This is a genomic window from Asticcacaulis aquaticus (genome assembly GCF_028550415.1).
GTDB classification, from domain to species: domain Bacteria; phylum Pseudomonadota; class Alphaproteobacteria; order Caulobacterales; family Caulobacteraceae; genus Asticcacaulis; species Asticcacaulis aquaticus.
This window is the reverse complement of the sequence record NZ_JAQQKX010000001.1, coordinates 438485-451886: the sequence shown is the minus strand read 5'-3', so window position 1 is coordinate 451886 and position 13402 is coordinate 438485. Positions and strand designations below refer to the sequence as shown.

Genomic DNA, 13402 nt, shown 5'->3' with positions numbered 1-13402 from the left:
TTAAACCTCAGCCGTTTTCTTCTTGCCGATCTTCGGCTCTTCGCCTTTCAGCAGGCGGCGGATATTGTCGCGATGGCGGACATAGATCAGCACCGCCATGAACAGCGCCATGACGATAAAGGCGTGCGGCTGATCGAACACTAGGGCCAGCGGCGCGATCAGGGCCGCAGCGACCAACGCTGACAACGACGAGATGCGGAAAATGAAGGCCGTCAGCAGCCACGTCCCGGCAGCCAGCAGACCCATCGGCCACGCCGCAGCGAACAGGGTGCCCAGAAACGTCGCCACACCCTTACCGCCCTTGAAGCGCAACCATACCGGGAACAGGTGGCCGAGAAAGGCCGCGCCGCCCGCCAGCGCCATGCCGACCTGACGCGTGGCCTGATCGAGACTGAGAAGCAAAGCGAAGGCCAGTCCGACCGCCGCCGCACCTTTACCGGTGTCGCCTAAAAAAGTGATCAGCGCCAGATCCTTACGGCCCGTTCTTAAGACATTGGTCGCGCCGATATTGCCCGAGCCAACCTCGCGGATATTGATCCCCGCCAGCTTTGTGGTCAGGACGCCGAACGGGATCGAGCCCAGCAGATAACCGCCGAAGGCCGACAGGGCATAGATGGTCCACGCGGGAAGGGCGGTCATGGGGAACAGAATCCTAAGCGCTTTGGTAGACGATTCGCCCGTCCACCAGTGTCAGTTCCACCTTGCCCTGCAACGTGCGGTTTTCAAAGGGGGAGTTCTTCGATTTTGACAGGATGTCTCTTTCGCGCAATGAAAACGGCGCGTCGATATCGACGAGGATCAGGTCGGCAGGGGCCCCGACGGCCAGACGTCCGGCGTCTAACCCGATCAGGGCCGCTGGATTGCTCGTCACCGTGCGCAGCAAATCGATCAGCGGAATCTCGCGGTCGTGGTGCAGCCCGATCAGGGCGGGCAGCAGGGTCTGCAAGCCAATGGCGCCGGGTTCGGCTTCGCTGAACGGGCGGCGCTTATCCTCGGCAGGCAGCGGCGTGTGGTTCGACACCACCACATCGATGACGCCGTCGGCTAAAGCGTCGACCAGGGCCGAGCGGTCGTCTTCTGAGCGCAGCGGCGGATCGAGGCGGTAGAAGGTGCGGTAATCGCCGATATCGATCTCGTTGAACACCAGATGATTGATCGAGGCCGAGGCATAGACGTCGAGGCCCCTGGCCTTGGCCTGTTTGATGGCCTTGACCGAACCGGCGGTGGTGATCTGATCGACCAGCAGTCGCGCCCCGGTCAGTTCGACCAGGGCTAAATCGCGTTCCAAAGCGATGCGTTCACTAAGCGCCGAGACGCCCGACAAACCCATGCGCGCGGCCATTTCGCCGGAGGTGGCCACGGCCCCGTCGGACAGCCACGGCTCCTTGGGCCGGTGCGCGATCAGGGCGTTGAAGCCGTTGGCGTAGCTGAGGACGCGGGCCAGCACCTTGGAATTGACGATCGGGTGTTCGACATCGGTGAAATAGACCGCGCCGGATTCCGACATCAGGCCGATTTCGGCCATCTGCTTGCCATTGTGGCCCTTGGTGGCGGCCCCGGCAGGGTAGACGTGGACCAGTTCGATGTCGCGGGCGCGGCGCAGAATGAAGTCGACCATGGCCGGTTCGTCGATGACCGGGTCGGTGTCGGGCTGAACGACCATGCTGGTCACGCCCCCGGCGGCGGCGGCGCGGCTGGCGGATTTGAGGGTTTCCTTGGGCTCGGCCCCCGGTTCGCCGGTCTTGACGCGCAGGTCGATCAGGCCCGGACAGACGACATTGCCGTCGCAGTCGATGACCTTCATGTCGGCGGAGCCCGACGGCAGGTGCGCGGTGTGCAGGACTTCGGCGATCAGGCCTTCGGCGATGATCAGGCTGCCGGGACCGTCATAGCCGCTGGCCGGGTCGATCAGGCGCGCGTTCACAAGGGCGATGGCTTGGGATTGTTTTTGGGTCATCGGTCGGTCTCCAGACGCGCCGCAAGACTGGCCAGCACGGCCATGCGGGCGGCGACGCCCATCTCGACCTGATCCTGAATGAGCGAGATCGACAGATCGTCGGCGATTTCCGAGTCGATTTCGACGCCGCGGTTCATCGGGCCGGGGTGCATGACGCGCACATCCTTGGCCGCCACGGCCAGCTTTTCGCGATCCAGCCCGAAATAGCGGAAATATTCGCGCGTCGAGGGGATAAAGGCCCCATCCATGCGTTCAAGCTGAAGGCGCAGCATCATCACCACATTGGCCCCGGCAATGCCTTCGCGCATGTCGTGATAGACCTCGACGCCCCATTGATCGGCGTCGCCGGGAATGAGCGTCGGCGGCCCGACAAGGCGCACATTGGCCCCCATCGCATTGAGCAGGATGACGTTCGACCTTGCCACGCGGCTATGGGCCACGTCGCCGCAGATGGCCACGGTAAGGCTATCCACATGCCCGAAGGCGCGTCGGATCGACAACATGTCGAGAAGCGCCTGAGTCGGGTGCTGATGCTGGCCGTCGCCAGCGTTGATGACGGAACAACCCACCTTCTGCGCCAGAAGCTCCGCCGCGCCGGACGCCGAATGGCGCACCACCAGCAGATCGGGCTTCATGGCGTTGAGCGTCACCGCCGTGTCGATCAGGGTCTCGCCTTTGGCGACGCTTGAGGTGCGCGGGTTCATATTGACCGTGTCGGCCCCAAGGCGCTTCCCGGCCAGTTCGAACGACGACATGGTCCGTGTCGAGTTTTCGAAGAACAGATTGACCTGCGTCCGGCCTTTGAGCAGGTCGAGCTTCTTGTTGGTGCGCCGGTTGAGATCGACGAACACATCGGCCAGGTCGAGCAGGGCCAGAATGTCGGGCGGATCGAGATCCTGCGCGGCATTGAAGTGGCGCTTGGGGAAGGCGAACAGGCGCGACTGGATCATCTCCAGCAGGACCTGCGGATCGGTGGCGGCGATGCGTGTCATAAAGCCGTGCTATAGCCGACGACTCAGGGCGAGGGAAGGGGCTATCCGCCCTTCGCGTAGATCGCGGTTTGACGGGCCTGCGCCGTGGCCAGTTTGGGGGTTTTGCCCTTCACCCGGTTGATCAGCACATTGTCGAAGTAGGGGCGGCTGACGCGCGTCTTATCCTGCCCGGCCAGAAGCCCTGCCATGCCCTTGTCATAAAGGGCGTTGGTGGCCGTCACCGTCGCCTTGCCGTCGATCAGGCCGGTGATCGTCTGGCCTTCGAAGCGCAGGGTCAGTCGGTGCCACTGACCGGCACGGGCCTTGATCTTCGCCGTACCGAGCACCAGCTCACCGCCGTCGCCTTCGAACTTGCCCGCCGCGATCAGGCGTTGCTGCTCGGCATCGCCTATGACCTCCTTCGGGTTCTTCTTGCCGCGAATGGCGATCAGCCGGACGTCGCCGTTGTCCTTCAGTTCGAGATAATAGCCCTTGGGGATGAAGCCGTACCCGGTGCCGACATGGGTGATGCGGCCCATGACGCCCGCCGTGTCGCCGTCTGTAAGCCAGACATCGGCGCTGACCTCGTAGTCGGTCCACGCGGCATCGCCGAGGATCGTATAGGGCTGCCAGTCAGGCGCCCACGAAATGGTCGGTACGGGCACGACCTGACGCAGGCACTGGCCTTTTGTATCGGGACGGGCGGTCAGTTCGAACGCCCCGGCGATATCGGCGGTATACCGCGGCAGGTAACCGTGCGCCCTGATGTCGTAACCGTCGAAGGTCTCAAGATAGGGGAAGGGGAAAGGTCGCGAGGCCGGAATGTCGGCGAAGCTGCCCTTCTGTTGTCCCGTCGTGGTCGACAGCGAATAGATGGCGTCGGGTTCCAGTATCAGGCTGGCCACGCCCGTATGCGGCTGTATATCGGGCTGGCGGATGAACTGCGCTTTTGCGTCGCTTTTCCACACGCATAGCGGCGCTGACGACAAACCCTGCATAAGGACAAGGGTCAGTCTTTGTGCCGCTTTTGCGCCCCTGGTTTCGATGATGACGCTGTAATCCTCGTCGGGCGATTTCAGCGTCACATAGGAGCCGCCCTGAGGCAGCTCGCCGCTGCCGCCCTTGAGGTAGGTCCAGCCGATTTCGCTGAACTGGCCATAGTGCGCATAGCCCCACAGGGCCTCGCGGATGCGGTAGTGACCGCTCCACGGCTCCCAGGCCAGCACGGTGGCCGGGTCTTCGGGGTAGGGCTCGGTCGGATAAAGCCCGGCGATGTCGTACCAGTTGACGACCCGCGTCGCGCCGCTTTTGATGAAATTGTGGTTGAAGCACTGGACCAGACCGATCGTGCAGTCGAACCCTTTGAGATAGACGTGGTCCTCGGTGTTCCAGATCGGCTTGCCCAGTTCCGTGGCCAGGGCCTGCTGTTCCGGCGTGGCGTGGGTATGGGCATAGAAAACATGCGCGCCGATGACGTCGATGGCGTCGCGCAGTTCGGTATCGGTCTTCATGTCGGCCATGAAGTCGAGCTTGTCCTTGGGCCAGTTGTCGAAGGCGTGCAGTTTCACCTTGTCGAAGCCCCGCGTCGTCAGGCCCTTTTTCAGCGCCTTGGCGAAGCCGTAGCTGACGCCCTTTTCGTTGCGTACCCCCAACGCATCGAGTTCGAGGCCGTGGACGGTGCGCAGGCCTTCCAGCCATTTGATGTAGTAATCGACGGCGTCCTGAGAAAAGAACTCGACATTGCCGTTCTTGCCGATCTTGTCGAAATGGCTTCCCGCATCGCCAATCCAGCCGGGGGCGCTCCACGCCGCGGCGTCGAGGCTGAGTTTGGGATTGCGCTTTTTGGCTTCCTTCAGAATCCACCACGTATAGCCGCGCCCGTAATTCAGGTCGTCGCGGCTGTGCATGTGGCTGAGCATCGAGCCTTGCGTCGAATTGCCGTCGCCGGGGATTTCGACCAGCAGCGCACTGACCGAGGCACCGAACTTCGGTTTATAGAGCAGGTCGAGGATCTGACTGCGCTGCGGTTCCGGATAGTCCTTGAGCAGGACCGAGGTTGCGCCGCCGCCATTGACCACGCCAATGCCGTCGAAGCGCTTGCCGCCCGCCGTGCCGTCGAGCTTGACCACCCGTTCGGAAACGGACTGTGCCGCAGCCTTGCCGGCAGCGACCAGCGCCATCGACGCGGTCGCCAGCAAATAGGAACGCCGGGATAGTGACATGGTTTTCCTCCGCAGCGTTCCAAAGCGCATGCCGAAAAGTGCCAAATTTATTTGGCGGTTTTCGGACTCAAATGCGCGACTTTGAAGTGGCGCCTAAAATTATAGTATAATTAGTTTTACATATAGGCCAGACGAAAAAGCCCGGCCACTCCTTTAAGAGCCGCCGGGCTTTAGGTATCCGCCATGCGAGGATGTTTATTTCAACGACGCGATATCGATGACGAAGCGGTAGCGCACGTCGGATTTAATGACGCGCTCATAGGCTTCGTTGATGGACTGGATGTCGATCAGCTCGATGTCCGAGACGATGTTATGCTCGCCGCAGAAGTCGAGCATTTCCTGCGTTTCCTTGATCGAGCCGATGCTGGAGCCGGCCAGCGAGCGACGGCCCATGATCAGCGAGAAGGCGTGAACCGGGACGGGATTTTCCGGCACGCCGACCAGTACCATGGTGCCGTCGATCTTGAGCAGGCCCAGATAGGCGTTCCAGTCGATCGGCGCGGACACCGTATTGATGATCAGGTCGAACGACCCGGCCAGAGTCTTGAAGGTTTCGGCGTCGTTGGTGGCGTAATAATGGTCGGCGCCAAGTGCCAGTGCATCGTCCTTCTTGGCCAGAGACTGGCTCAGCACGGTGATTTCGGCGCCCAGAGCATGGCCCAGCTTGACGCCCATATGACCGAGGCCGCCGAGGCCGACGATGGCGACCTTTTTGCCCGGACCGGCATTCCAGTGTTTCAGCGGCGACCACAGGGTGATCCCGGCGCACAGCAAGGGTGCTGCGCCGTCCAGCGGCAGATGCTCCGGCACCTTGAGGACATAGCCTTCCTTGACCACGATATGGTCGGAATAGCCGCCGTAGGTCGGCAGGCCGTCGCGGTCGCGGCTGTTGTAGGTCATGACCGCCTGCTCGGGCATGTACTGTTCGCGATCGACGTCGCGCGTCTGGCAGTGGATGCACGAATCGACGAAGCAGCCGACGCCGACCGCGTCGCCTTCCTTGAACTTGGTGACTTTTGACCCGACTTCGCGGACGCGGCCGACGATTTCATGGCCGGGGACCTGAGGATAGATGCCGGGGAACCACTCGTCGCGGACCTGATGGATGTCGGAATGGCAGACGCCGCTATAGAGGATGTCGATGACGACATCGTCTTCGTTCGGGGCGCGGCGTTCAAACGTAAAGGGTTCGAGCGGCTTCTTGGGTTCAAGCGCCGCATAGGCTTTCGCGAGTGTCATGTGGGATTACCTCTCTCTGATAGGTTCACCGCATATGGGGCGCAAATGGTGCAGCGCCAGATGCTGCACCGTAATTACCTGTGTAATTAAATGAGGTGATACAGCCACAGCAAAATGGGCAAGGTGATCAGGCTCAGGGTCGTGGTCAGGGCCACGATCCCGGCCATCAGCGGCGCGTCACCGCCCATATGGCGGGCCTGCACATAGGCGACGGCAGCGCAGGGGGCTGCTCCGCAACACAAAGCTACACCCTGTGCCAGATGGTCGCCGCCGAACAGTCGGCACAGGCCCCAGCTGATCAGGGGCACGACGGCGATCTTGAACATCGACACGGTGGTGACGAGGTAGGGCTTGCTGCGGATATAGGTGAAGTTGAGCCCGGCCCCGGCCAGAATCAGACCCGTCGGGATTGCCGCGTCGCCCAGCATCTTGAGGTCTTTTTCGATAAAGGCCACCGGATTGACCTTCAGGAAGTTGAGCGCCAACCCGATCAGGCACGACAGAAAGATCGGATTGGTGAACAGCCGCCCCAGAAGCGCCCGGACCGAACGGTCATTGGTGCCGCCTTCGGGCTCGCCCCAGCGTGCCAGCACAAGGATCGAGGCCATATTGCTCAACGGGATCAGCGCGCTCATGGCCACGGCGGCCAGGCTCACCGCGTCCGGCCCGAAGATCGCGGTGGCGATCGGCAGGAAAACGAAGGAGTTGAAGCGCATCAGGCCCTGAAAGACGCTGGTATAGGTCGGCCCGGACAGGCGAAGGATCGGTTTGAGGCTCAACCCGATTACCGCCGAGATCAGGAATGACACCGTCACGGCCAGGCTGATCGGACCGGCGGACAGGCCCGACAGGTCGGCGTGCCAGATCGCCGGGATCAGGAAGCCCGGATAGAAGACATAGACGGCGATGCGCTCGATCGGCCCCCACACGGACGGGGCGAGAAAGCCTGAGACCTTGAGGATATAGCCCAGCGCGATCAGCAGAAAGACCGGCAGGATGCCGTTGACGAATAACTCAGGGCTCATTCCGCGCGCATCCTGTCCAGCGCCCCTTGCAATATATAGGCGGCGGCCGAACGGTCGATGACCTCGGCGCGCTTGGCACGGGTCAGGTTGACCTCCTCGATCAGGAAGCGATTCATGACGCTAGACGACCAGCGCTCGTCCCAGAAGGCGATAGGGATATCGCGAAGCCTGAGCAGGTTGCGGGCAAAGGCGCGCACCGACTGACAGCGCGGGCCTTCGGTGCCGTCCATATTGACCGGCAGGCCGATGACCATGCCTGACGCTTCGCGCTGCGCCATGAGCGCAAACAGCCGCTCGGCTTCCAGCGTGAATTTCGACTTTTTGATCAGTTCCAGCGGCGAGGCGATGCTCAGACCGATGTCGCTGACGGCGACGCCGATGGTCTTTTCGCCGTGGTCGAGACCCAGCAGGCCGGTACGCGGCGGCAGGGCGGATTTGAGATCGGTGATATCGAGAATGGCCATGATGAGCGGGTTTGACGTTTTTAGGGGGGGAGAGTCAAGCGTTTGCCGGGTAAGTTGTCTTGCCATACCGACGTTCACTGTATTAATTGGGTGCACCGCAACAAAAAGGGGGGGTGGGTATGGGCCGTGTAGATCAGTGCTGGGTAGCGCTAAAACAAAAGGGCACCTTCCGATCGGTAGCCGACGTTCTGCGTCGTTTTGGCCTCATACGTTATGGCTTTCGCGCGTACGAACATATGGTTGCCGCCAAAGAGGTATGGACCCAAAGGCATAGCCCGGCTCAGGCGTCGGCAGATGGATTGCCCCTGCCGCCCGCCGATATGCGGGTGATGGTCGCGGGTACGCAAAACGTCGACTGGTTCCTCGGCTTCGGGGCCAATATGCTGGAGACGATTCTCGACCTTATGGCGTCCTGCGGTGTCGTGCTGGGCCCTGACGATGAGTTGCTGGACTTCGGCTGCGGCTGCGGCCGGGTGTTGCGGCACTGGGAAAAGGTTGGGGCGAAAATCGGGGCTACCGGGGGCGATGGGCCGAAGCTCAGCGGCACGGACTATAATCCCCGTCTTTACGACTGGTGCCGGCGCAACCTGCCGTTCGCCAGTCTGTCGCTGAATAAGGCGACCCCGCCGCTGACCTACGGCGACAATCGTTTCGACCTGATATATTCGATTTCCGTTTTCACGCACCTGGCGGCCGATCTTCAGATCGCGTGGATGGATGAGCTTCGCCGCATTTGCAAACCGGGCGGTCATATCCTGATCACCACGCACGGCGACAGCTTCCGTTCCGGGCTCAATGAGACCGAAGGGGCGGCCTATGATCGCGGCGAACTGGTTTTGCGGTTCGAAGAGGCGAGCGGCATGAATCTGTGCAACGCCTTCCATCCCCAGTCCTATGTGCGTGAGGTTCTGTCGCGCGGTTTCACTGTCGAGGCCTTCGTCGGCGTGGGGACACGGGACGGCATTTATCAGGATCTCTGGCTGCTGCGTAAAAACGCGTAAAAAGCCCAGCATTTATCTCTTTAAGCAGGATTTGACCCTGCCGCGATCCCGCGGCGGGCTTTTGGTCGTTCGCCCGGGCTGGGGCTTCCCTGCATCAGACGGAAGGGTTTTGCGGCGAAAGATGAACTTTAAGTAATGATGACGGTTTTGTAACCATCAAAAAGTGTTCATATGCAAGGCCTGGCGCATGTTTTAATTTCTTTAGAAACGTTTTAAAATTCCGTCACAAAGTAAACTAAATTTAATACATGAAGGCAAGTTAATGTCTGTCCAAGATTTAATAATAAAGCTGTCGCAATCGCAGATTAATTTGTGTATTCACCATTTCATGAGTTCACTTACTGTTATCAATTGAAACTACGGAGACTAATCATGTTGCATTCCAAGTCTGTCGCCCTGCTGGTTGCCGCCTCTGTGGCCGCCGTTTCGTTTGCCGGTGCCGCCGGCGCGCAGGACTATCCCACGGCCAGCGTCTCGCTGGCCAAGGTGGATTTTAACAACCCTGACGAGGTTCAGGCCGTGTACAACAAGCTGCGCCGCACCGCCGCCGACCTGTGCGACTCGCGGGTCCTGGGGGCATCGCACAAGTTCCTCAATGACCGTGAATGCGCCGCCATGGCGCTCGATCAGGCCGTCATCGACTCGCGCCAGCCTGCGCTTCACGCCTATCACGCCGACAAGCTGAACACCCAGCAGGTCATGATGGCGAAAAAGGCGGCCGCCAAGGATAAGCAATACGCCGCCAAGTAAGGCGGATATTGATTACGGCCACCTAGTAGTTCGTATCCTGAAAGACGCGCCGCTCCCCCGGCGCGTCTTTTTGCGTCGGGACGCGTGTTGACCGAAACCCCGTGCGCTTTAGACTTGTCAAAGCGCGTCGCGCTCGCTAACCGGAGAACCTGATAATAAGGAGTCTCCGCATGGCCATCGACGTGGCAACCGTGCGCAAGGTCGCGAGCCTGTCGCGTCTGCGCGAATCCGACGAGCGGCTGGAAAGCCTCGCCGGGGAACTGAACGGCATTCTGGGCTGGATCGAGCAACTCAACGAGGTCGATGTGTCGGGCGTTCAGCCCATGACCTCGTGCATCGAGATGACCCAGCCCCTGCGCGATGACGTGGTCAGCGACGGCGACAAGGTCGCCGACGTGGTCAAGAATGCGCCGAAGACCGTCGACGGCTTCTTCATCGTGCCGAAAGTGGTGGAATAGTCATGACCGATCTGACCAAACTGACGCTCAAGGGTGCGCTTGACGGCCTGAAGGCGAAGCAAATCTCCTCGACCGAACTGACCGAGGCCTTTATCGGCGCCATCGAGACCGCCAATCCGGCGCTCAACGCCTACGTCCTGACGACCTTCGATAAGGCGCGGGGCATGGCGGCGGAGTCCGACAAGCGCATCGCGTCGGGCGACGCCCGCGCACTGGAAGGCGCGCCGCTGGGCATCAAAGACCTGTTCTGCACCAAGGATGTGCGCACGACGGCCTGTTCCGGCATCCTCGACAATTTTATCCCGCCGTATGAATCGACCGTCACCCAGAACCTGTGGGACGACGGCGCGGTCATGCTGGGCAAGCTCAATATGGACGAGTTTGCCATGGGTTCATCGAACGAGACCTCGCACTGGGGCCCGGTGACCAATCCGTGGAAGTCCAATGCGTCGAACGCCGCCCTGACGCCGGGCGGGTCTTCGGGTGGTTCGGCTTCGGCGGTCGCGGCCGACCTCTGTCTGGCCGCCACGGCGTCGGACACAGGCGGTTCGATCCGTCAGCCCGCGGCCTTCACCGGTACGGTCGGGATCAAGCCGACCTATGGCCGCGCCTCGCGCTTCGGCATGGTGGCCTTTGCCTCGTCGCTCGATCAGGCCGGTCCGATCACCAAGACCGTCGAAGACGCGGCGATCATGCTGCAATCCATGTGTTCTTACGACACGAAGGATTCGACCTCGCTCAAGGTCGATCTGCCGGACTTTTCGTCGTTCGTCGGCAAGTCGGTCAAGGGCCTGCGCATCGGCATCCCCGACGAGTACCGCCTCGACGGCATTCCGGCGGAAATCGACGCCCTCTGGGAGCAGGGGATTGCCTGGTTGAAAGACGCCGGAGCCGAGATCGTCCGCATCTCTCTGCCCAACACCAAATACGCCCTGCCGTGCTACTATATCGTCGCCCCGGCGGAAGCTTCGTCCAATCTGGCGCGCTATGACGGGATGCGCTTCGGTCACCGCACCGAAGCGGCGACCGGCCTGACCGACACCTACGAGCTGTCGCGCTCGGAAGGCTTCGGCAAGGAGGTCAAGCGCCGCATCATGATCGGCACCTACGTCCTGTCGGCAGGCTTCTACGACGCCTATTACGTCAAGGCGCTCAAGGTACGCCGTCGTATCGCCGAGGATTTCACGAATGCGTTCAATAGCTGCGACGTCATCCTGACGCCCGCCACGCCGTCAAGCGCGTTCGAGCTGGGCGATACGGCCAAGGCCGCCGACCCGGTCGCTATGTACCTCAACGACGTGTTCACCGTGACGACGAACCTGGCCGGTCTGCCCGGCCTGTCGGTCCCGGCGGGCCTCGATTCGAAGGGCCTGCCGCTGGGTCTGCAGGTGATCGGCAAGGCGCTGGACGAAGGTACGACTCTGGCGATTGCCTCGGTGCTGGAAAAGGCTGCGGGCTTCACGCACAAGCCGTCGAAGTGGTGGTAAAGCACCGCTCTCCGGTGTGAGCTGCCGTAACGCTTCCGGAGGATTAACTCCGGAAGCGTTTTTGTTTTCCACACCTGACGGGCGAAGCGTATAGGCAAGGCATCCCAAGCGGCCTATGTTGCATCATCGATAAGGAAGAGGCGCAGATGCTGGTAACGGTGCAGGACATGATCGCGTGGGGGCTTCTGGTGCTGCCGCTGATCGTCATCGCCTGGGCCGCGGTCTGGCACGCAGAAGCGGTGGCGGAGCGTAACCGCCACGAGCGTTATCAACGCTTCTACGCCATCATGCAGCAGCTTGGCCGCGAGGACACCTCGTGGGCCGAGAAGATGGCGGCGGCCTATGAGTTGCGGCAGTACAAGGATTATCGTCACATCATCGGCAAGATTTTCGAGGACGGCAAGCTGCGCGAAGAGGGGGCTCAGGCCGCGCTACAGGCCGAGCTGAAAGACCTGTCCAAAAGCTGATCACGCAGGATTGAACAGCCTCAGGTAGAGTCTGTTGCAATTGTCCCGCATCCTTCCGCAAACCGGAGGGATGAGATGGTCGCCTATTCACGCCTGAAATACGCGTTTGCGGGTTTGCCCGACGCCGAGCGCGATGCCGCCAAGCTGCAAACGCTCGATGCGCTGAAGCGATTGAGAGCGGCCTTACGCGCCGATCTGCCGGGACGCACGACCTCGACCCTGATGCTGGGGACGTGGAATATCCGTAATTTCGACGACAACCGCTTCGGTCATGGCACGCGTCTGGAGGACAGCCTCTACTATATCGCCGAGGTTATTTCGGCCTTCGATGTCATCGCCATTCAGGAGGTGTGCGAGGACCTGACGCCGTTCACGCGATTGATGTCGGTGTTGGGGCCGGAGCACGATTTCCTGATCACCGACGTGACCGAAGGCGACAGCGGCAATCGTGAACGGCTGGGGTTCATCTATAACAAGTCGAAGGTGCGCTTTACCGGCGTGGCGGGGGAAATCGTCCTGCCGTTCGACGATCAAATCTCCGATGTGACCAAGGCGCGGCAGTTTGCGCGCACGCCGTTCGCCTGCACGTTTCAGGCCGGGTGGTTCAAGTTCAGCTTCGCCACCGTACATATCTATTACGGCGCCGACGGTCTGAGCACCGCCGAATATGCCCGTCGCGTCGCTGAAATCGACGGCGTGGCGAAATTCATCGCCAAACGCGCCAAGGCGGACAAGGCGCAGAGCCACGTGCTGGTCGGCGATTTCAATATCGAGGATTTCGGGGCGAAAACCTTCGATGCCCTGGCGAAACACGGCTTTCAGGTCTTCCGCAACAAACAGGGGTCGAACGCCAAGCAGAACCGCTTCTATGACCAGATTTCCTTCATCCCCAAGGCGGGCGAGGTGCAACTGGCGCAGGAGACGGAGGGCAAATCCAACGGTGTGTTCAACCTGTTCAAATATGTCTTTCGCGACGAGGATTTCACCGCCTATCGCGACGATATCCGCCGTATCGTGACCGGGCGGCGCGACGCGGCGAAGCTGGACCACACGGTGGCCCTGACGAAACTGGCGGCGGCGACCAGCGATGCCCAGAAAGCGAAGGCACAAAAGGCGGTCGATGCGGCCCTAAAATCCATCGCAAACGAGGAAAACCTGCTGTCCGACGATGTGGCGCTGAAAACCTACTATCTCGACGACTGGCGCACCTTTCAGATGAGCGACCATTTTCCGCTGTTTGTCGAGTTGAAGGTCGATTTCACCGAAACCTATCTCGACGGCCTGCGCGAGGCGGTTCTGGCGCCGGAATAGACTTGCGCCATAAAAAATCCCCCGCTGATGAGGCGGGGGACAGCTTCTAG

Annotated in this window: 13 protein-coding genes; 6 read left to right on the top strand and 7 right to left on the bottom strand. The window is 61.1% G+C overall.

The window, feature by feature from the left end:
• From plsY to ruvX, 7 genes are all read right to left on the bottom strand, one after another.
• Positions 1-639 carry a glycerol-3-phosphate 1-O-acyltransferase PlsY gene (gene plsY, locus PQU92_RS02245; protein WP_272746584.1) on the bottom strand — a complete coding sequence of 213 codons (639 nt, stop codon included), beginning with the start codon at positions 637-639 and terminating at the stop codon, positions 1-3.
• Positions 640-652: 13 nt separating this feature from the next.
• Positions 653-1957, bottom strand: a complete 1305-nt coding sequence (pyrC, locus tag PQU92_RS02240; RefSeq protein WP_272746583.1) for a dihydroorotase — start codon at positions 1955-1957, stop codon at positions 653-655.
• Positions 1954-2949 carry an aspartate carbamoyltransferase catalytic subunit gene (locus tag PQU92_RS02235; RefSeq protein WP_023462777.1) on the bottom strand — a complete coding sequence of 332 codons (996 nt, stop codon included), beginning with the start codon at positions 2947-2949 and terminating at the stop codon, positions 1954-1956. The genes pyrC and PQU92_RS02235 overlap by 4 nt, the downstream gene beginning before the upstream one ends.
• 41 nt (positions 2950-2990) lie before the next feature.
• Positions 2991-5150, bottom strand: a complete 2160-nt coding sequence (locus tag PQU92_RS02230) for a 3-keto-alpha-glucoside-1,2-lyase-like domain-containing protein (RefSeq protein WP_272746582.1) — start codon at positions 5148-5150, stop codon at positions 2991-2993.
• 195 nt (positions 5151-5345) lie between these two features.
• Positions 5346-6389, bottom strand: coding sequence for an NAD(P)-dependent alcohol dehydrogenase (locus PQU92_RS02225; protein ID WP_272746581.1), 1044 nt, complete (start codon positions 6387-6389; stop codon positions 5346-5348).
• Positions 6390-6475: 86 nt separating this feature from the next.
• A complete protein-coding gene (locus tag PQU92_RS02220; RefSeq protein ID WP_272746580.1) occupies positions 6476-7414 on the bottom strand; it encodes an AEC family transporter in 939 nt (312 codons plus the stop codon).
• Positions 7411-7878, bottom strand: a complete 468-nt coding sequence (gene ruvX / locus PQU92_RS02215) for a Holliday junction resolvase RuvX (RefSeq protein WP_272746579.1) — start codon at positions 7876-7878, stop codon at positions 7411-7413. Before ruvX ends, PQU92_RS02220 begins: the two co-directional genes overlap by 4 nt.
• Before the next feature lie 236 nt (positions 7879-8114).
• Here ruvX and PQU92_RS02210 point away from each other — a divergent pair, with 236 nt between their 5' ends.
• The 6 genes from PQU92_RS02210 (at position 8115) to PQU92_RS02185 (ending at position 13352) form a co-directional block, all read left to right on the top strand.
• A complete protein-coding gene (locus PQU92_RS02210; protein ID WP_272746578.1) occupies positions 8115-8879 on the top strand; it encodes a class I SAM-dependent methyltransferase in 765 nt (254 codons plus the stop codon).
• A gap of 372 nt (positions 8880-9251) precedes the next feature.
• A complete protein-coding gene (locus tag PQU92_RS02205; RefSeq protein WP_272746577.1) occupies positions 9252-9629 on the top strand; it encodes a UrcA family protein in 378 nt (125 codons plus the stop codon).
• A 170-nt stretch (positions 9630-9799) separates the two neighbouring features.
• Positions 9800-10087 carry an Asp-tRNA(Asn)/Glu-tRNA(Gln) amidotransferase subunit GatC gene (gene gatC / locus PQU92_RS02200; RefSeq protein WP_272746576.1) on the top strand — a complete coding sequence of 96 codons (288 nt, stop codon included), beginning with the start codon at positions 9800-9802 and terminating at the stop codon, positions 10085-10087.
• 2 nt (positions 10088-10089) lie between these two features.
• Positions 10090-11574: an Asp-tRNA(Asn)/Glu-tRNA(Gln) amidotransferase subunit GatA gene (gene gatA / locus PQU92_RS02195; RefSeq protein WP_272746575.1), complete on the top strand. Its 1485-nt coding sequence runs from the start codon at positions 10090-10092 to the stop codon at positions 11572-11574.
• Between the two features lie 146 nt (positions 11575-11720).
• Entirely contained in the window at positions 11721-12041 is a 321-nt protein-coding gene (locus PQU92_RS02190) for a hypothetical protein (RefSeq protein ID WP_272746574.1), read from the top strand.
• Positions 12042-12116: 75 nt separating this feature from the next.
• Positions 12117-13352: an endonuclease/exonuclease/phosphatase family protein gene (locus PQU92_RS02185; protein WP_272746573.1), complete on the top strand. Its 1236-nt coding sequence runs from the start codon at positions 12117-12119 to the stop codon at positions 13350-13352.
• Positions 13353-13402: the final 50 nt, after the last annotated feature.